At 46.6% G+C, this 17,181-nt stretch carries 16 protein-coding genes; 5 read left to right on the forward strand and 11 right to left on the reverse strand.

Features of this window, described 5'->3' with window-relative positions; genetic code table 11:
• Window positions 1-11: 11 nt before the first annotated feature.
• Window positions 12-1,190, reverse strand: a complete 1,179-nt coding sequence (gene torC / locus MO387_RS02215) for a pentaheme c-type cytochrome TorC (RefSeq protein ID WP_006086919.1) — start codon at window positions 1,188-1,190, stop codon at window positions 12-14.
• 43 nt (window positions 1,191-1,233) lie between these two features.
• Window positions 1,234-1,410, reverse strand: a complete 177-nt coding sequence (torE, locus tag MO387_RS02220) for a trimethylamine N-oxide reductase system protein TorE (protein WP_012587051.1) — start codon at window positions 1,408-1,410, stop codon at window positions 1,234-1,236.
• Window positions 1,411-1,936: 526 nt separating this feature from the next.
• On the opposite strand from torE, the gene MO387_RS02225 reads away from it, so the two are divergent.
• The gene (locus tag MO387_RS02225; protein WP_107948696.1) at window positions 1,937-3,289 is read left to right on the forward strand and encodes an NCS2 family permease; all 1,353 of its coding nucleotides are present in this window, start codon (window positions 1,937-1,939) and stop codon (window positions 3,287-3,289) included.
• A 62-nt stretch (window positions 3,290-3,351) separates the two neighbouring features.
• On the opposite strand, the gene MO387_RS02230 is transcribed toward MO387_RS02225, so the two are convergent.
• The 4 genes from MO387_RS02230 to MO387_RS02245 form a co-directional block, all read right to left on the reverse strand.
• Window positions 3,352-3,783, reverse strand: a complete 432-nt coding sequence (locus MO387_RS02230) for a CBS domain-containing protein (protein ID WP_006082686.1) — start codon at window positions 3,781-3,783, stop codon at window positions 3,352-3,354.
• A 115-nt stretch (window positions 3,784-3,898) separates the two neighbouring features.
• Complete coding sequence (locus MO387_RS02235; RefSeq protein WP_242325965.1) at window positions 3,899-5,800, reverse strand: lysophospholipid acyltransferase family protein; 1,902 nt, start codon at window positions 5,798-5,800, stop codon at window positions 3,899-3,901.
• A 4-nt stretch (window positions 5,801-5,804) separates the two neighbouring features.
• On the reverse strand, window positions 5,805-6,929 hold the full coding sequence (locus MO387_RS02240; protein ID WP_242325966.1) for a UDP-2,3-diacylglucosamine diphosphatase: 1,125 nt from the start codon (window positions 6,927-6,929) through the stop codon (window positions 5,805-5,807).
• A 154-nt stretch (window positions 6,930-7,083) separates the two neighbouring features.
• A complete protein-coding gene (locus MO387_RS02245) occupies window positions 7,084-7,281 on the reverse strand; it encodes a hypothetical protein (RefSeq protein ID WP_242325968.1) in 198 nt (65 codons plus the stop codon).
• 607 nt (window positions 7,282-7,888) lie between these two features.
• On the opposite strand from MO387_RS02245, the gene MO387_RS02250 reads away from it, so the two are divergent.
• Window positions 7,889-8,269, forward strand: coding sequence for a DUF2511 domain-containing protein (locus MO387_RS02250; protein WP_011845975.1), 381 nt, complete (start codon window positions 7,889-7,891; stop codon window positions 8,267-8,269).
• A gap of 532 nt (window positions 8,270-8,801) precedes the next feature.
• On the opposite strand, the gene MO387_RS02255 is transcribed toward MO387_RS02250, so the two are convergent.
• Entirely contained in the window at window positions 8,802-10,160 is a 1,359-nt protein-coding gene (locus tag MO387_RS02255) for a YjiH family protein (RefSeq protein WP_107948689.1), read from the reverse strand.
• Window positions 10,161-10,854: 694 nt separating this feature from the next.
• Between MO387_RS02255 and MO387_RS02260 the strand changes: the two genes are divergently transcribed.
• The gene (locus MO387_RS02260; RefSeq protein WP_107948687.1) at window positions 10,855-11,592 is read left to right on the forward strand and encodes a hypothetical protein; all 738 of its coding nucleotides are present in this window, start codon (window positions 10,855-10,857) and stop codon (window positions 11,590-11,592) included.
• On the opposite strand, the gene MO387_RS02265 is transcribed toward MO387_RS02260, so the two are convergent.
• Together MO387_RS02265 and MO387_RS02270 are read right to left on the reverse strand one after the other, a co-directional pair.
• The gene (locus MO387_RS02265) at window positions 11,589-12,482 is read right to left on the reverse strand and encodes a U32 family peptidase (RefSeq protein ID WP_107948685.1); all 894 of its coding nucleotides are present in this window, start codon (window positions 12,480-12,482) and stop codon (window positions 11,589-11,591) included. The two genes, MO387_RS02260 and MO387_RS02265, sit on opposite strands and share 4 nt — an antisense overlap.
• Window positions 12,483-12,522: 40 nt before the next feature.
• Complete coding sequence (locus tag MO387_RS02270) at window positions 12,523-13,533, reverse strand: peptidase U32 family protein (protein ID WP_107948683.1); 1,011 nt, start codon at window positions 13,531-13,533, stop codon at window positions 12,523-12,525.
• A 137-nt stretch (window positions 13,534-13,670) separates the two neighbouring features.
• Here MO387_RS02270 and MO387_RS02275 point away from each other — a divergent pair, with 137 nt between their 5' ends.
• Complete coding sequence (locus MO387_RS02275; protein ID WP_107948681.1) at window positions 13,671-14,207, forward strand: SCP2 sterol-binding domain-containing protein; 537 nt, start codon at window positions 13,671-13,673, stop codon at window positions 14,205-14,207.
• Window positions 14,208-14,311: 104 nt separating this feature from the next.
• On the opposite strand, the gene MO387_RS02280 is transcribed toward MO387_RS02275, so the two are convergent.
• Entirely contained in the window at window positions 14,312-14,560 is a 249-nt protein-coding gene (locus MO387_RS02280) for a YfhL family 4Fe-4S dicluster ferredoxin (protein ID WP_107404010.1), read from the reverse strand.
• A gap of 4 nt (window positions 14,561-14,564) precedes the next feature.
• Window positions 14,565-15,932 (reverse strand): tRNA 5-hydroxyuridine modification protein YegQ, encoded by a 1,368-nt coding sequence (yegQ, locus tag MO387_RS02285; RefSeq protein ID WP_107948679.1) that lies wholly within the window; start codon window positions 15,930-15,932, stop codon window positions 14,565-14,567.
• Between the two features lie 341 nt (window positions 15,933-16,273).
• On the opposite strand from yegQ, the gene MO387_RS02290 reads away from it, so the two are divergent.
• Window positions 16,274-17,116 carry an HDOD domain-containing protein gene (locus tag MO387_RS02290; RefSeq protein WP_006082674.1) on the forward strand — a complete coding sequence of 281 codons (843 nt, stop codon included), beginning with the start codon at window positions 16,274-16,276 and terminating at the stop codon, window positions 17,114-17,116.
• The last annotated feature ends 65 nt before the right edge of the window (window positions 17,117-17,181 follow it).

Raw genomic sequence — 17,181 nt, forward strand, 5'->3', positions numbered from 1 at the left:
TTACTCCCGAATTAGTGCTCTTTTTTCACAAAAGTTGACGAATGTTCCTGCAGATATTTCTGCACTAGCGCTTGCGTGTCTTGGTCCATATTCACGAAGGCCAACATGCCTTGGAACATTCCCGGCCAAGTATTGGCGTCAAAGTGCGCCTCATCGGGTTGGGTATGGCAAACACTGCAGCTGGAGCGGAAGGTATCGCGGGCATAACCCCAAAGTGGTTGCAGCTCGGTCAGCAGATAATCCTTATCGGTCCAGATTTGTGCTTCGATACGCTGCCATTTAAGGCCTGTCATAGGATCTTCTTTTTCTTCAAAGGTTTGGATAACACCTTCGGTTTCGGCTGCGTCTTTGGTTAACTGTGCCGACAGAATGTTCACGCCAAAGTCCATGTAGATCACGCGGCCAGCACCAATCTTTTTACGCCAGCCATCGATGCCGATCTTGATGCGTTTGCCTTGGGTTTCGAGCACTTTGACTTTCGTTGCTACGTTGAGTGTGCCTGCTTCCACATCGCCTTTATCAGTGAAGAATAAGGGTTTAGTCAGGGCGCTATAGTAAGTTTGATTTGTTTCAACTGAGCTAACACCCGATCCGACTTCTGCAATCAGTTCTGGTGCGCGGGCAGTGCCCATTTCCGGTAAATGGTGAGCAATACCTTTATGGCAATCGATACAGCTTTGGTCGATTTCTGCGGCGCGTTTCATCTGTTTTTGTGCCAGCGGTGACATGGCTTCCCATTTCATCGAGTTGTAGTTGTGGCAGTTTTTGCAGGCTAAGGAGTTGTCGCGGTCGAAACGTTTCCATTCACGGCTCGCCATTTCTAAGCGTTTGGCTTCGAATTTTTCAGGGGTGTTGACTGTGTTAAATAACCAACCCCAGACGTCGTGGGAGGCTTCCATCTTACGGGCGATTTTACGGCTCCAATTATGGGGCACGTGGCAATCGGGGCAGGTGGCACGAACGCCAGAGTGATTCGACCAATGCACAGTTTCCTGCAGCTCTTGGTAGGGTTTGCTTTCCATACTGTGGCAGCTAATACAAAAAGCTTCGGTATTGGTGGCTTCGAGTGCAGTGTTAAATCCGCCCCAGAAGATGATACCCATGATAAAAGCGCTGATGCTGACGGCGCCTAAGGTCAGCGCTTTGGTGGGTTTGTTCAGTGTGCGCCAGAGGTTGGTTAACCACTTCATAATCGCGTCCTCAAAAAGTAACTATATGTTAAATAGATATAAATTAGTGGCCGACAACGCCGCCGAAGGCTTGGATCATCCAAATGATGAAGCCGTAAATACTGATCCCTGCGATAGTGAGTGCGGGGAAGAGTAAAAAGATGATGAACCCGAGCGCTTTTAATTCATTTTTGCGCGTGGATTTCTCTGATGTAGGTGTTTGTATGTTTAGCTTTGTCATTGGGGTCGACTCCGATCGAAAGCGATTTTTGATAGGAGCACTATAGAGGGGAGATATGAATGGACTTGCTTGCTGTGATGAATGGGGTTTGACAATATATGAAAGATTATGAAAACTTTTTAAGGGCGTAAGCTTAGCGCTGCTCTGGCAGACTTTCGGTGGTGATTAATGTGAGTTCAATGGGCAGTTATTGCCTAGGGTTGGGCGGTTTTTTGAACAACTGATTTCGGCTTTTGCCGCTAATTTTTTATCGAAGTGCAGGCGATGTCTTAGCTATCTTTGGGAGATTCCAGTATCATCCGCGGCCAACAACGGCTGCGTCTACATGATTAATGGCTTTTTAATCATCGCGAAGCATCACTGCTTGCAGATCATGGATTTTTCCCACAGTAGGAAAATGATGTGGATCTCTCACCCAAGTCTGATGGATTTGGGGCTCTAATCTGCCGCAGCCAGCGTCGCCAATTGCGTTTTAGGGTAATTGGTACCGACCCCATTTTAAGAGATCACAAGGTATAACAACATTATGTCTGAGCAATTGAGTTCAACAGCCGTACCCTCAGGTTCGTTTCTGGACCGTTATTTTTCTATTCAACAACGTGGCAGCACAGTTCGCCAAGAAGTGATTGCGGGATTAACAACTTTCCTCGCTATGGTCTACTCAGTGATTGTGGTGCCTAACATGTTAGGCCAAGCGGGATTTGATCCTGGTGCCGTGTTTATCGCTACCTGTTTAATTGCATCATTTGGTTCTTTGCTCATGGGTTTATGGGCAAACTTACCTATGGCGATTGGCTGCGCTATTTCGCTCACCGCCTTTACCGCCTTTAGCTTAGTGCTCGGTCAGGGCATGTCGATTCCGGTTACCTTAGGCGCGATTTTCCTAATGGGCGTGACCTTCACGCTTGTGAGTGTGACGGGTATTCGTCAGTGGGTGCTGGCTAATTTACCTAAGGGTATTGCCCACGGTACTGGCATAGGTATCGGCTTGTTTTTACTATTGATTGCGACTAACAGCGTGCAATTGATTGTGGCTAATAGTGCAGGCTTGCCGGTGAAGTTGGGCGACATTAATAGCTTACCTGTTATCGCGACTATTCTAGGTTTAGCGGCAACTATCGGTTTAGAGCGCCGCGGTATACCTGGCGGTATTCTGTTGGTGATTATCGCGTTATCGGTATTTGGTTTAGTGTTCGATCCGAGCGTGAAATACCAAGGTTTGTTTGCCTTGCCTGATTTAACCTCTGAGCATTCACTGATTGGTCAGCTCGATATCATGGGCGCCTTTAATCCTGTGGTATTGCCAATCGTATTAGCGTTAGTGATGACGGCAATTTTCGATGCGACCGGCACTATCCGTGCTGTGGCTGGCCAAGCGAATTTGCTCGATAAAGACGACAATATTGTCGGCGGCGGCAAAGCCTTAACCTCAGACTCCGTTAGCAGCATGGTGGCGGGTTTAGTGGGCGGCGCACCAGCGGCTGTGTATATCGAGTCGGCGGCGGGTACTGCGGCGGGCGGTAAGACAGGTTTAACTGCGACGATCGTTGGCGTACTGTTTTTATTGATGATGTTTTTAGCGCCATTAAGCTATTTAGTGCCAGCTTATGCGACAGCACCTGCTTTAATGTACGTGGGTTTGTTGATGCTGAGTAACGTAGCAAAACTTGATTTTGACGATAAAGTCGATGCCATGGCAGGCTTAACCTGCGCTGTGTTTATCATCTTAAGTTGTAATATCGTCACTGGTATTATGCTGGGCTTCGTGACTCTGGTTGTTGGCCGTATTTGTAGCGGCGAATGGCGCAAACTGAAAGTAGGCGTGCTCGCCATTACCTTAGGTTTAGTGGTGTTTTATATGGGTGGTTGGGCGATTTAAGTTAGGCAAACTGAGTGATTTAAACTGAGTTATTGTAAACAGAAGCGAGTGCAGTCTTAGGATTAGCACTCGCTTTGATTTTGTGCCCGGTATTCACAATAGGCCCGCAGTAAGTCTTTCCAAGTGACAATCCCAACCAACTTACCGTCTTCTAACACCGGCAAGCAGCCTATATCGTTGTCTAACAAGATGCGGGTTGCCGTGTCTAAATTGATGTGGGGCGCAACGGTAACCGGATTACGGGTCATCACTTGATGCACACGTTTTTGCAGGGTTTCTAAATCTCTTGCGGTTTCGGCGCTACTGCCCAAGTTAGGGCTAATGGCACGCAGCAGATCCCGCTCCGATAACACGCCTTCAAGTTGATACTCATCGACGACCAACAAGTGATGAAAGCTCGCTTGGTCGAAGATTTCCTTCGCCACAGTTAATCGGTCGTCCATTTCAACCGTGACGACTCGGGTGCTCATAATATCGGCGATAATGATCGGCATGATGATCCCCTGATAAGCTTGCGCATCCTAGGATGCGCTCTGTTAATGCGCTGCATTACAGTTACTTATAACAGAGTGGTGCATGTTTAGCCAACACCCATTACAAAGTTTTAACTCAAAGATCTTGAACCTCTGGCTCATCATCAGCTGTGATTGGCATCCGCTCCGATTCGGGCAAGTGCGCGCCTATGTAGCGTTGATACTTTTTGCCTTTCAGTTTGTGGGTGTCCACCAGCACTAAACCATCGATACAATCGCCAAAGTCTGCGTCGATACCAAAGGCGAGAAACTTAACCCCATCAGCCTTACACAGCTCACCATATTGCTTGTAGAGCGTCGGCACGGCGGCGCCCATACTCGCGAGTACTTGTTTGAGTTGCTTGAAGTTGCTCTGATAATCCTCGGAGAAATACAAATCATCTAACTTAGCTTTTTGGGATTTGGATAAACCAAAGGGCGACATGGAAACCGCCATCTGCTGCGCAGGCGCAAATTCCCGCGAGTAAAAGTGTACGAGCATTTCTCTGGCGCTGCCGGGCAGTTGATTGCTGATAGACACTGGGCCAAATAGGTAGCGGTATTCAGGGTGTTTGGCGAGATAAGCGCCTATGCCAAACCACAGATAATCTAAGCTGCGTTTACCCCAATACTTGGGCTGCACAAAACTGCGGCCAAGCTCTAAACCTTGCTTCACGAAGGGCATAAAGCTGTCGGCGTATTGAAACAGCGATTGGCTGTAGAGGGCGTTTTCGCCGTATTTGTCTAAGACTTTGTCGCCACTGGCAAAACGGTAGGCGCCGACAATTTCAAATTGCTCTTTATCCCACAGCACTAAGTGCTGGTAGTAGGAATCGTATTTGTCGATATCGCGTCGTTTGCCCGACCCCTCTCCCACGGCGCGAAAGGCGATTTCCCTCAGGCGACCAATTTCCCGCATGATGGGATTGCTGTCGTGGTGCTGGTAAAGGTAAATCAACTTGTTATCTTGCGTTTCCCCTAGCAGTTCGCATTGCTGCAGCGCCGCTTGCAGTTCACGGCGCGATTCGGGATGGGCGATAGCACTTTGGGTGATAAACAGTGGGTCTTTATCTTTGCCGATACGATACAAGTGATTTTTAAGCAGTTTTATCTTGGTCTTGAGTGGAAAGTCCATCGAGCGCACGGCTTCATTGGGAATAAGCTCGCCAATGCGGATCGGCATATTACGTTTGGCCTGTTTGAACATTTCCTTCACCAGCAGCAGTGTGGCGAGTGGCTTGTAAATCATAGATGCGCCGTAGAAGGTCGCAGAGTTTTTGGCATCTAAAAATATCGGCAGTAAGGGCGCATTACAGGAAATCGCCATTTTTAAAAAGCCAGAGTGCCATTGGGTATCACGCACGCCGTTAGGACGCAATCGCGAAACTTCGCCAGACGGGAAAATCAGCACAGCGCCTTCGTTACGCAGGTGCTGGTGGATTTTTTCTAAATGCTGTTTCGGTGTGCCGCCCGTCATATTGCGCACCGGCAGTAAGATTGAGTGCAGCGGTTCCAGTGCCATCAAGAGTTCGTTGGCGACGACTTTTATGTCAGGGCGAATTTCACTGATCAGTTTGATCAGCGCTAAGCCATCGAGTGAACCTATGGGATGGTTGGCGAAGATCACCACTCGGCCTTCACAGGGAATATTTGCTATCTCGTTGGCGGGCACAGTAAAGCTAAAGTCGAAACTCGCTAGCACTTGCTCGACAAAGTCCACACCCTGTAAATAGGCATATTGATTGGCGATATCATTGCATTGTTTTTCATTGAGCAGGTAACGCAGCATGGCCTTGGCGGGTTTAGCGAGCCAAGGTTTGTCGTTGATCGACGGCAGATTTTGTTCAACCATATTATCAACGGTAAAAATCATGCTCTTCGCCTTAAGCGCTGGTGGCTGCACGGCATGGTTATTATGGTTAAGGTTGCTGTTTAGCGTCTGGTCATTGTGTTCCATAGCGTTATCTGATTGATGAGTCATGTTATTTAGTTGATTCATAGTGTTAGGCAACATCCCTTGGGCGAGTTTCGCCGGTATTTGTGTTTGGCATTTGCTGCGCTGCCGTTTTTTGTTGTTTGTTTTTGTGCGTCTCAGGTGGCTGTTGCACTAACGCTATGCTGCTGAGAATATCGAGATTGAGTGTCTGTTCATTCCAGCGACACAGCTGTAATTCACCGTTAAGGGTTTCTGTGATTAAGCTGCAGTTTTCAACCCAGTCACCGTCGTTGGCGTAGATGATCTGCCGCTGCTCAGGCGTACTTTGGGGCGTGCAGTATTGTGCTGCCCTTGGGTGAGTTGAGAGTTCCGGCTGATGGATATGGCCGCAGATCACGCCGTCAACATCGAAATGCTGGGCATAGTTGAGCACCGCTTGGCGATAATGTCCGATAGCGGCTTGAGCCTTACCCACTTTGGATTTGATGTAACTTGCCAGTGACCAATAGGGATAACCTAAGCGTTCCCGCAGGCTGTGGAGATTGCGATTAAGGAACAGTAATAAGTCATATAAATGATCGCCCAATATGGCGTAGAAACGGCCGACACACACATCGGCATCAAACTGATCCCCGTGGAGCATCAACAATTTATGGCCGCCAATCCCGTGGTGAATATGTTGGCGGGCTATTTTGATATTCCACAGGCTTAGCTCGGCATAGGGTTTGATCAGTTCGTCGTGGTTGCCCGGCAGATAAATCACTTGTGTGCCGTTTTGTGCCAGTTCAATGAATTTTTGTAGCACCTTATTGTGGCTATCGGGCCAATGCAGCTTACGTTTCAGCGCCCATAAATCGACTATGTCACCGACTAGATACAAGTGCTGACAACGCGCGGTTTCAAGCAAACTGAGCAGGTAGTCGGCCTTGCAATCTTTACAGCCTAAATGGATATCCGATAGCCAAAGGGCGTTAACTGTGATGCTTGGTGTATGGGGTGATGCCGTCTGGTCTGAAGTTAATGCGGATGGGGTAAAAGATGCTGAATTGAAACGATTTGAGGGTGTTGGTGCAGATGTCAGAACTGATGTAGGTGATTGCGTCGAGCGGTTAAAGATAGGAGGTGAAAGGCTGGGGTCATTTATCTGTCCCTGCGCTGTTGTTTCAAATTCCTTGAAATTAAATCCTGTCATCTCGTATTCACCCCATTAGGCTGTTAACGAATATGAGCTTAGTGAGGGGCTTTGACTGAATGATGAAGTTTAGATGACATGCAGATGACAAAAGGTGGATTAGCCTAGACTGAACCTGTCAAGATTCACATCAGGATGCAATTAGAACCGACAGTTAGTTTGCAGCATGAATTGTCATTGTTTCCCCTGTGACTCGCCATAAACTCGTCCCTGAGGGCTCGACGACGGCATCCATGCCGCCAACGGTCACAGTTGCAACAATGCCAATCTTAATTAACACTTCAGCTGTTCGTTTAGCTAAAAAGCTATTGCCCCAAAGTGGGTTTTGCAGTTCAAAAGGGGAATAGGTCAAGTAAAGCTTTGCCTATATAAAAGTTGATGGTTCGACTTAGAAGTGATGTACCCCATCTTTTTTGTAGTTTGAATGCGTTAATCAAAATCAAAATCAAAATCAAAATCAAAATCAAAATCAAAGTCGTGGGGCTTCACCCCACACCCGACCAAGGAGGACTGCTCGTCCTATCCTCCTTGGATGCTCCATGACGTCCCTAACGGAGTTGAAAGCCCCTTGTGCTCATTGACAAATTTGCTATCGCTTCCGAAGGATGCATCCCTGCACCTGCGAAAGCTAGCTCGCCATCCATGGCGAGACTCACGCCATTTGTCTATTCGCCCTGCGGCAACTCCGAAGGGAGGTGTATTCCTTGGAGTTTTGAGTCGTTAGATAGCGATTCATCAGCAAAAAAATAAGCGTGAAAGAACGAGAAAGCTAAAACGATATCAAGTGATTACCCATCAAACTGTATAAAAAACCGCTACCGCAAAAAAGCAAATTCCTATAGCATCATTTATACCAATTGACACGGATGTGGCAGCGGCCAAGTCCAACAAGCGATTTATGCCCTGCAAACAGCGCAGCGCATAAATACTAAGACGTTAGGACTATATAAGGAAATATCATGCTTAAGCTTTTAAATGTTTTCTCCGTAAGCCTTGTTCTATTTCTTTCCGGTTGCTCTAAGCCAGGACTGGAATTAACGAAAGAGCAATATGGAGAAAAGTGGCCATTAACCGTTTCATCAGGGCATGTAGAATGCAAAAATAATGCTGTTATTTTTCATTCTAATGGAAAAACATATGCTGTAAATGGTGTGGCTAAAACTCAAGGTTACTCTGAAATTAATGCAATCTGGAAAGATGACCCCGCATTTTTTGAAATGGCAGCCGAAATTGCTAAGGCAGAAAATACTGCTGTTGATGAAGTTATAAAATCAATGGGATCGCCAACCAAAATTAGTATTAGTCCAGTTTTGGATAGCGGCCTTAAATTATGTAAGTAATGAAATTTGCCCGTCCTAACAAGGTGCGGCACTCGGGGCCTGCGGCGCTCACAAGTTCGTGCGCATGCGCACGGCGTTAATTTATAGAAATTTTAATCCGAAACTCAAAAATTAGAGTTGGGAATCTAACACGCTTTTGTCCAAAAACGTGCTGTTTATTTCTTTAAAACTTACTGACTACGCCAATGCTAGAAAGGTGAGCCATGGTGATTAGCGAGACGACCGTCCGCCCCATGGACGGGGCGGTCGAGCATCCACGGACGGACTTGCTGCGTGTCGGTGAGCGAATGCCATGGCTCATCATAAGCCAGCACTTAAAGAATTAAATGACCAAGTTTGATCCTTCAGCAGCCTATCCAGAAATTCTTAAAGTACTTCTGTCCAAAAGTGAGTTGTGTGGTGTCGAGTGGAGGTTGTACGATTAAGTCATACGATATAATCAAAACTGTCAGTTCGTGTATGAGTTACTACAAAAAAGGGGAGTCAGTTAACCTGACTCCCCTTTTAGCTGAGCTATTGTTGGCGTTAGCTTTTAGAACAGTAAATGCGCCACACCTGCGATAACAGGCAGAGTCACTAAGGTACGTAGAATAAACACCACGAAGAGCTCAACAAAGTTCACAGGGATTTTACTGCCGATAAGCAATGCGCCCACTTCGCTCATGTAGATCAACTGAGTTACAGACAAGGCCGCAATCACAAAGCGAGTCATATCCGATTCAATTGAGCTGGCCAGAATTGACGGAATAAACATATCCGCAAAACCCACCACAATCGTTTTAGAGGCTTCAGTGGCTTCTGGAATATGCAGTAATTCGAGTAATGGAATAAATGGCATACCCAGATAGTTAAAGATAGGCGTGTGCTCGGCAATAATCAGCGCTAGCGTACCAATGGCCATTACCACAGGAATAATGCCAAACACCATATCGACAACGTTTTTAACGCCTTCATTCAAAACGGCTTTGATGCCACCGGCACTGGCGGCTTTTTCTAAGGCTTTATCAAAACCCCAAGAGAAAGCGTTGTGACCCGCAGGGATCAGCTCATCATCTGGCATGCGTGGGGTATCGTCTATGTAGTTGTCTTTCTTCCACGATAGCGGTGGCAACTTAGGCACAATCACAGCCGCCGCAAAACCGGCGAGACATACTGTTAAGTAGAAGGGCACAAACATGTGCTCTAATTTAACCTGTGAGATCACCACTAGGCTGAAGGTAATCGATACTGCCGAGAACGTGGTGCCGATAACGGCCGCTTCTCTTTGGGTATAAAAACGTGCTTCGTATTGTTTGCTGGTCAGCAAAATCCCCACACTGCCATCACCTAACCATGAGGCCATACAATCAATTGCACTGCGACCCGGTAGATTGAACACGGGGCGCATGATTTTGGTTAGCAGTGTGCCAAACAGTTCGAGTAGACCGAAGTTCAGCAGCAGCGGCAACAACATACCCGCAAAGATAAACACCGAGAACAACACGGGCAGTAAGTCGTTTAAGACTAATGCACCTGTGCTTGAGGAGTTAATGGCCTCTGGGCCTAAGCCTAAATAGGTCAGCACGACAAACACCGCACCTATGATCCGCGTGATCAACCATAAAGGACTGACATTTAATAAGGCATTAAGGAAGTGATTCTGGGCCACAAACTTAGGCTTAAATGCTTTTGACAGCGAAGAGGCCAGCGCCGTAGTCACGATAATCATGGTCACTATGAGGGTTAACACGCCGCTCAATGCGCCTTGCAGTGCTTTAGAGATAATCGCGATTGGAATAGTGATCGCATCGTTGTAGCTGATAGGGGTCATAAATAACAACAGACCGATCAGCGAAGGGACGATAAAGGTGAGTATCGTCTTAATGTTTCGATTTTTATTTTCAGTAGTCAATTTTGTACACCTTAAAGTACGAGTCGTACATGGTAAATTTGAATTAATAGCCGCACATAACGCGCTGTTGACGCCAATTAAGGTGCATTTAAATTCAACTCAAAAACGAGAATGGGGAAGATTACTCGCTTAGCTTGTCTATGTAAAACGATTCGCTAGTTAGTTTGATATAAGCAGCAAAACAGCATAGTTATTTTACTTAAGTTGTCGGTGATATTAGGTCGATACTTCTGGATGGTTTCACATAAAAAATTATTATAAACATGGTGTTATGGATTGTTGTTTCTGAGGGGTTAATCGCTTGTATGATGATGTAGTTAAAACGATTGAGATGTTATTTTTGCACGAAAAAACATCAGCAACTTTGGCATTACAGCCCTCTTGGTTGGTTTTTTGTGCGATTTAAGCGGACTGTCGTGATAACACTTTCTATATAGCGTGGGTAAGCACTGTTTAAGAATGCCACGCTTATGTTCAGTGTATTTTGCTGCTCGGTACATTTTTATGCGACAGGCAGTTAAATCTGCTCAGTGAGATGAGTGATCTTCCTCAGCATCTTGATGTTTTGGAGGCTGACTAAAAAGTCGCTAATAACGATGAAAGTAAAAATATTATTCATAAAGCGGATACCCGCCGCTTTAAATCTTCTCATTTCCATGTAAGTTAGTATCATTCCTATCCAACTCAAGTATTCATGACTGCAAAAGTAGAGAAGGTTAAGATTAAAGGCGGCTCGACCCTGGCCATTAAGTTTGGTTTTCTGGGGATCTTTGGGCTTCTAATCGGTATTGTGATGACTGTTTTAGGATTCGATGATGTCGAGTCCCATCGCTTTAACTTTTTAAATCATACCCTTAGCGAGTTGGGGACTTATGGTCACTCGTCTTTTGCTGTGATCCTTAACGGGGGATTGTTTTTTGGCAGCTTAAGTCTTGTGTTTTATTGTTTGTCTTCGCTACAGCAGGTGATGTCTTTTTGGGGATATCCTTTCTTTATTAGTTTGGCGTGCACTTTTTTAGCCTTAGCGAGCGTGGGATTATTTCCCGTGAACGTGTATCACTTGCACGTTTTAGGGGTGAAATGGTTTTTCTATCTGGGAAGCTTAAGTGCAATTTTCTACTTAGCCTGGGTCTGTCTCGGCAAGTCTTATTTTGGCCGTTGGACAGGGTTATTAGCCCTCATTGTGTTGTGCAGCATGATGACGTTTCTGTATGCGCCGCAATTGGATTTAGGTTTGACCGAAGGCGATAGGCCGTTTTATCAGGAGATGGTATTGCAGCTGCCGCGTCCTAGTTTGTGGTGGCCAGCCCTACTGGAATGGATAGGGCTGGGGAGTCTATTGTGCTGGACCACTGTGCTGCTTTTCAGTCAGTTACACTCCAACCAAGATCGAACCAGCCAAGACTCATGCACAGATCAAGAGTTAGGCTAGGGAGTCGCATGCACAGCAAGGCCTGCTTCTCCAAACCAATAGCCGTTACACTGGGTTGTCTCTAGGTTCGCGTCGCTGCTAATCGCAAAATGTTGAGCATTTTCAGGCGTGTTAATTGCATCGACCAAGGTATTGGCTATGGTGATGCAGTCAAAACTACTGGGTGATACCCGAAACACATCCACCCCCATCTTTGCCATTGTCGTTATTTCACTGCGTAAATCTAAACAGCTAGCGGATTGAGTTTGGATCCCATTGAGCCTGAGCAAAGGCTGCTGCTCTTGGGTTTGCGCGAGTAGCCCTTTGCTGTATTCACTGCACACTGTTTCACAATGATCTTTGGTGAGCTGTTTGTGCCTAGCGGTAAAGCATCGCGCCGAATGGGCGAGGGGTAAATAGCCGTGGCCGAGCACTTCCACTTCAAATGACGGCTTTTGTTGGATCACTTGGCTAAGCCAAGCCTTTGAAAGTTCCACTGGCATCACAAACCTATGCATCCCAAATCGCTGCAAAATGTCTAAACTGGCGCGATTGTAGTTATTGATACTCGCGCCGCAGACGAAGGGCAGCTTGTGCTCGTTGGCGAGATAGACCGCCGCCATATCGTTCGCTTCGACCATAAATTCGCCGTTATCGACTTGGCGTTTTAGCTCAGTGTATTCCGATGGCGCTTCGATTAATGCCAGCGTTGAAATCACGACTTTTTTACCGGCCTGCTTGAGCATTTGTGCCAGCTCCAGATAATCGCCCCATTTGAGTTCGCGCCTGCGACTGCAAACGGCCTCACCTAAATACACTAAAGGGATTTGACTGGCGGCGACTTGCTGATAAAAATCGCTGACCTGTTGTTTTTGCCAGCAATACAACAGCGGGCCTAGGGAAATATGCATAACTTGTCCTTTGTTAATCTGGCGCTTTGTTCATTAATCTTTATTGCCAATCACGCTCGTAGGCGCCAAGTGTAGTGATTTGACCCTCGGAAACTTTTACAAGGGCTTGTTCCCAATGGGGTTGGTTTTGGCTTGTTGAGTACAGCTCAGGATTATCCAGATAGGTGTCTATGGCTTGACGCCAAACTCTCGTGACTTGCTCAACATAGGCTGGGCTGCGTTGGCGGCCTTCGATTTTTAGCGACACTATGCCCGCCTTGGCGAGTTCGGGCAGTAAGCTTAAGGTATTTAAACTGGTTGGTGATTCGAGCAAATACTGCGGCGAATCTTGATCTTCCGTGATGTAACGGCCTTTGCAGACTACGGGATAACCCATCTGTTCATCGAGGGCTGATTTATCAATCAACACATCGTTGAGCAGCGTTAATCGGTTCTGTCCTTCTTCCTGCCAGCGCACGTGTTTTGCTGGTGAACAAGAGCCGCCCGTGTTGGGCGATTGGCCCGTCACATAGGATGACAGTTGGCAACGCCCTTCGGCCATAATGCATAGACTGCCGAAGGCGAACACTTCTAAATCCACTGTGCTGACCTTGGCAAGATCGCGCACTTGTTTCATGGATAACACCCGCGGCAACACGACTCTGGCGATGTTAAAGGCTTCCTTATAAAAGCTCAGCGCCCCGAGATTAGTCGCACTGGCTTGCACCGACAAATGCAGTGGTAAGTGTGGATAATGTTGATGGGCATAATCGAGCAAAGAAAGATCGGCAACAATCAACGCATCCATCCCCAGTTTTGCCGCTAAATCTATGGCTTGATACCAACGATGTTCTTCGCCGGGCTTTGGGAAAGTGTTTAAGGTTAAGAAGATTTTCTTGCCGTATTTTTGCGTGAGCTCAGTGGCTTCTTGCAACTTTGCGGGGGTGAAGTTTAATCCTGCAAACGAGCGCGCGTTGGTGTCGTCTTTTAGTCCTAGATACACAGCGTCGGCTCCGGCATGCAATGCCGACTTTAGCGAGGCCAGATTTCCTGCTGGACACAACAGCTCCATAATGATGCTCCCGATAAAATGATAGCCGCTGAGTGTAGGTAAGATTGAATGGCGATGAATTGATTTAAAACAGGTTTAAGATCATAAAATCCCGATAAACTGGGATATATATGTTTTATTCTTGTAGGGTTTACGCCATGTCCGCTGTTTTTTCCGCAAAAATCGCTCAGCAACTTTTAGAATTCACTCCAAAAGCCATTGGCTTTCCCCTTGCTAAAATGCCCTTTAGCCTCAAAGCGAAAGTGATCAGCCAATTACTTGGGCTGTTACTCGCTGAGCAAGCAGCAGACGATGAACTCGGATTTTTGAGTGATAAATGGGTTGCGATCCGAGTGGATGATTTAAATCTGGCTTTTGAGGTGAGTTTTAATGGCAAGTGGCAAGTCAGAGCGTTAACCGATGCGCAGGTGACCTTTAGTGCCAACTCAGCCGAACTCATACTCGTGGCAGCAGCAAAGGAAGACCCTGACACGCTATTCTTTCAGCGTAAGTTGAGTATTGAAGGCGATACAGAATTAGGGCTCGAAGTGAAAAACCTGCTGCTCAGCATCGAATTTGCCAGTATGCCGACCCCAATTCGCCTCAGCATTGCAAAACTCGCCGCAGTGATTGATCGTCTGCAAATCGAAGCAAAACCAACGGTTATCCTCGCTAAGTCTCCAAGTTTTAATTAATTCTAACTTTGTGTTCCGAAGATATAAAACAAAAAAACCGATGAGAAATCATCGGGGCTTTTTTGAAACTGTTTGCTATTAATAATTTTGTGTCGCTGTTAAGTTTACTTTTGCGTTAGCACAGCAAATTTCACTAACAGTTCGTCGTTGGACTCGACGCGGTTTGGATCTGGGTCGATGCAATCAATTGGGCAGACAGACACGCAAGTCGGTTTGTCGTAATGCCCCACACATTCGGTGCAGCGGTCGGGATCGATTTCATAGATCTCTTCGCCCATAGTGATGGCCTGATTAGGACACTCAGGCTCACACATGTCGCAGTTGATGCAGCTATCGTCGATCAGTAATGCCATGACCTTAACCTAGTTCATGTGGGTTGCGCGTATCCTGACCTTGGGGCAGGTTACGCAGCAAAATACCGTGGCTCAAATCGACTTCTTTTGGCACGGGCAGATACACAGTGTGCCCAGAACCTAAGCCCGCTGCAACCGCTTCAGCCTTGCGATTTTCAAGTTGTTCAATCGTCAGACTGATATTGCCCTGTGGCGTCATCAGTTCGACACTGTCGCCAACGGAAAACTTGTTCTTCACTTCGATTTCAGCCAATCCCGCAAGGTTACGTTTACCCGTTAGTTCACCCACAAATTGTTGGGTGTCACTGACTGAGTAGCCATAGTCATAATTTTGATATTCATCATGCACATGGCGACGCAAAAAGCCTTCGGTATAACCACGGTGGGCTAGGCCTTCTAATTGATTCATTAGGCTGCGGTCGAAATCTTTACCCAATGAAGCATCTTCAATCGCGCGGCGATATAACTGTGCGGTGCGGGCTACATAATAGAAAGACTTAGTGCGCCCTTCAATTTTAAGTGAGTCTATGCCCATTTTTGTTAGGCGCTCAACGTGTTGAATCGCACGTAAGTCCTTAGAGTTCATGATATAAGTACCATGCTCATCTTCAAAGGCTGGCATGTATTCGCCGGGACGATTGGCTTCCTGCAGTAGGTAGATTTGATCCGTGGGCGCACCCGCACCTAAAGTCGTCGGAGTTTCGATTTGTACTGCATTAGGCATGGCAATGATGTCGCCGCTGTCGTTTTGCTGCGCTTCATGTACATCGTATTTCCAGCGACAAGCATTAGTACAAGTGCCTTGGTTTGGATCGCGTTTGTTGATATAACCCGAGAGCAAACAACGGCCTGAATACGCCATGCAGAGGGCGCCATGCACAAACACTTCGAGTTCTATATCTGGGCAACGTTGACGAATTTCTTCGATTTCATCTAAGGATAATTCGCGCGACAGGATCACGCGCTTGATGCCTTGGGTTTGCCAAAACTTGACTGAGGCCCAGTTGATTGCGTTTGCCTGCACGGATAAATGCACCACTTGATCGGGAAACGCTTCACGTACCATCATGATTAAACCCGGATCGGACATGATCAGCGCGTCTGGCTTCATCGCCACTACGGGTTCCATGTCCTTGATATAGGTTTTTAGCTTGGCATTGTGGGGTGCTATGTTGCTCACAACATACAGCTTTTTACCCAGCGCATGGGCTTCTTGTATGCCTGTGGCAAGGTTTTCCATTTTGAAGTCATTGTTACGTACCCTTAGGCTATATCTCGGCTGACCGGCATACACGGCATCTGCACCATAGGCAAAGGCGTAGCGCATGTTTTTCAGGGTTCCAGCTGGAGACAGCAGCTCAGGTTTAAACATAATCACTCTCAAATTGGTTAATTAATCGATGAATAAATGGCGCGGTGCGCGGGGGCGGGATTTTACACAATGAAAGTAGGGTTATGCAAATTGCCCTTACTAACTTTAGTGGTACTTCACATTTTACGAATATAGCGCGTTTAGCTTTGAGCAAGCAGCGAGAAACATTTCAGCTCTGGTGATGATTGATGCAGAAGATTACAGCCGATAATTAAGCCAAAATTGATAACGCAATCATACAATTTATTAACGTCCGTTGCTTTTTTCTACGTATCTAATGACGGTCAGCTGATATACTCCAACTATCCAATGTTCATGTTTACAGATTGATGGGAGCTAAGATGTCTACCGAACATCTACTGTTAGTCAGTTTATTAAAAAAGCTAAAAGATGATGCCTTAGTGCTACCGACGTTGCCTGAAGTGGCGATGCGGGTGCAAGAAGTGGTCGGACGCTCCGATGCGAGCCTTAAACAAGTGGCTGAAGTGATCGGCCAAGATGCGGCGATTTCTGCCCGTATCATTAAGGTAGCCAATAGCGCCTTGTACAGCCGAGGCGTACCCGCTGAAAGCATTAACAGTGCGGTTTCACGCATTGGTTTAATCCAAATTAAAAGCATCGCAACTTCGGTGGCGATGGAGCAATTATTCATTTCCACCAATGAAATGGTGTGGGAGGTCATGGATGAAGTGTGGCGCACCTCAATCGATGTGACCGCAGCCGCCTGTGCCATGTTGCAGATGTATAATAAACGCCATTCAACCAGTCGATTAAATTTTGATACCTTAACCTTAGCCGGACTCGTACATAACATTGGCGCTTTACCTGTGTTGACCGAAGCTGAGGCGCAGCCGCATTTATTTACGAGCATTGATCAATTACGCGCGCTCGTTCGTAAAATGCAGGGGCCATTAGGTCGTGCTGTGTTAAAGAGTTGGGATTTTTCTACCGAAGTGATGGAAGTGGTTGAGCGCTGGGCCGATTTACCTTATCTGCCCGATCACGTCACCTATCTCGACTTTATCCGTGCAGCGGCCTTCTATACAGGTGAATTACGTGCAGGCACTGAGTTAGAACAACGTCTTGGTGTGTTTGTCGCCCGCGGTTTACCCGTGACAACCGATGATTTAGCCAGTGATGAGTTTATGGAAAAATTCCATTCAATTAGAGAAAGTTACCAATAATCGTTAGGCCTAAATGGAACTCAAATGGCACGTGAACACTGAATTGCAGTGCCATTTGATAATAA

Source organism: Shewanella sp. N2AIL (assembly GCF_022690845.1).
Lineage (GTDB): Bacteria > Pseudomonadota > Gammaproteobacteria > Enterobacterales > Shewanellaceae > Shewanella > Shewanella baltica.

What these genes read in the sequence shown, in the direction of transcription:
- MO387_RS02275 (WP_107948681.1), top strand. Translation starts at nt 13,671, where the DNA reads ATGTCCGCTGTTTTTTCCGCAAAAATCGCTCAGCAACTTTTAGAATTC.
- MO387_RS02225 (WP_107948696.1), top strand. Translation starts at nt 1,937, where the DNA reads ATGTCTGAGCAATTGAGTTCAACAGCCGTACCCTCAGGTTCGTTTCTG.
- MO387_RS02270 (WP_107948683.1), bottom strand. Translation starts at nt 13,533, where the DNA reads ATGGAGCTGTTGTGTCCAGCAGGAAATCTGGCCTCGCTAAAGTCGGCA.
- torE (WP_012587051.1), bottom strand. Translation starts at nt 1,410, where the DNA reads ATGACAAAGCTAAACATACAAACACCTACATCAGAGAAATCCACGCGC.
- MO387_RS02250 (WP_011845975.1), top strand. Translation starts at nt 7,889, where the DNA reads ATGCTTAAGCTTTTAAATGTTTTCTCCGTAAGCCTTGTTCTATTTCTT.
- yegQ (WP_107948679.1), bottom strand. Translation starts at nt 15,932, where the DNA reads ATGTTTAAACCTGAGCTGCTGTCTCCAGCTGGAACCCTGAAAAACATG.
- torC (WP_006086919.1), bottom strand. Translation starts at nt 1,190, where the DNA reads ATGAAGTGGTTAACCAACCTCTGGCGCACACTGAACAAACCCACCAAA.
- MO387_RS02240 (WP_242325966.1), bottom strand. Translation starts at nt 6,929, where the DNA reads ATGACAGGATTTAATTTCAAGGAATTTGAAACAACAGCGCAGGGACAG.
- MO387_RS02235 (WP_242325965.1), bottom strand. Translation starts at nt 5,800, where the DNA reads ATGAATCAACTAAATAACATGACTCATCAATCAGATAACGCTATGGAA.
- MO387_RS02230 (WP_006082686.1), bottom strand. Translation starts at nt 3,783, where the DNA reads ATGCCGATCATTATCGCCGATATTATGAGCACCCGAGTCGTCACGGTT.
- MO387_RS02265 (WP_107948685.1), bottom strand. Translation starts at nt 12,482, where the DNA reads ATGCATATTTCCCTAGGCCCGCTGTTGTATTGCTGGCAAAAACAACAG.
- MO387_RS02290 (WP_006082674.1), top strand. Translation starts at nt 16,274, where the DNA reads ATGTCTACCGAACATCTACTGTTAGTCAGTTTATTAAAAAAGCTAAAA.
- MO387_RS02280 (WP_107404010.1), bottom strand. Translation starts at nt 14,560, where the DNA reads ATGGCATTACTGATCGACGATAGCTGCATCAACTGCGACATGTGTGAG.
- MO387_RS02260 (WP_107948687.1), top strand. Translation starts at nt 10,855, where the DNA reads ATGACTGCAAAAGTAGAGAAGGTTAAGATTAAAGGCGGCTCGACCCTG.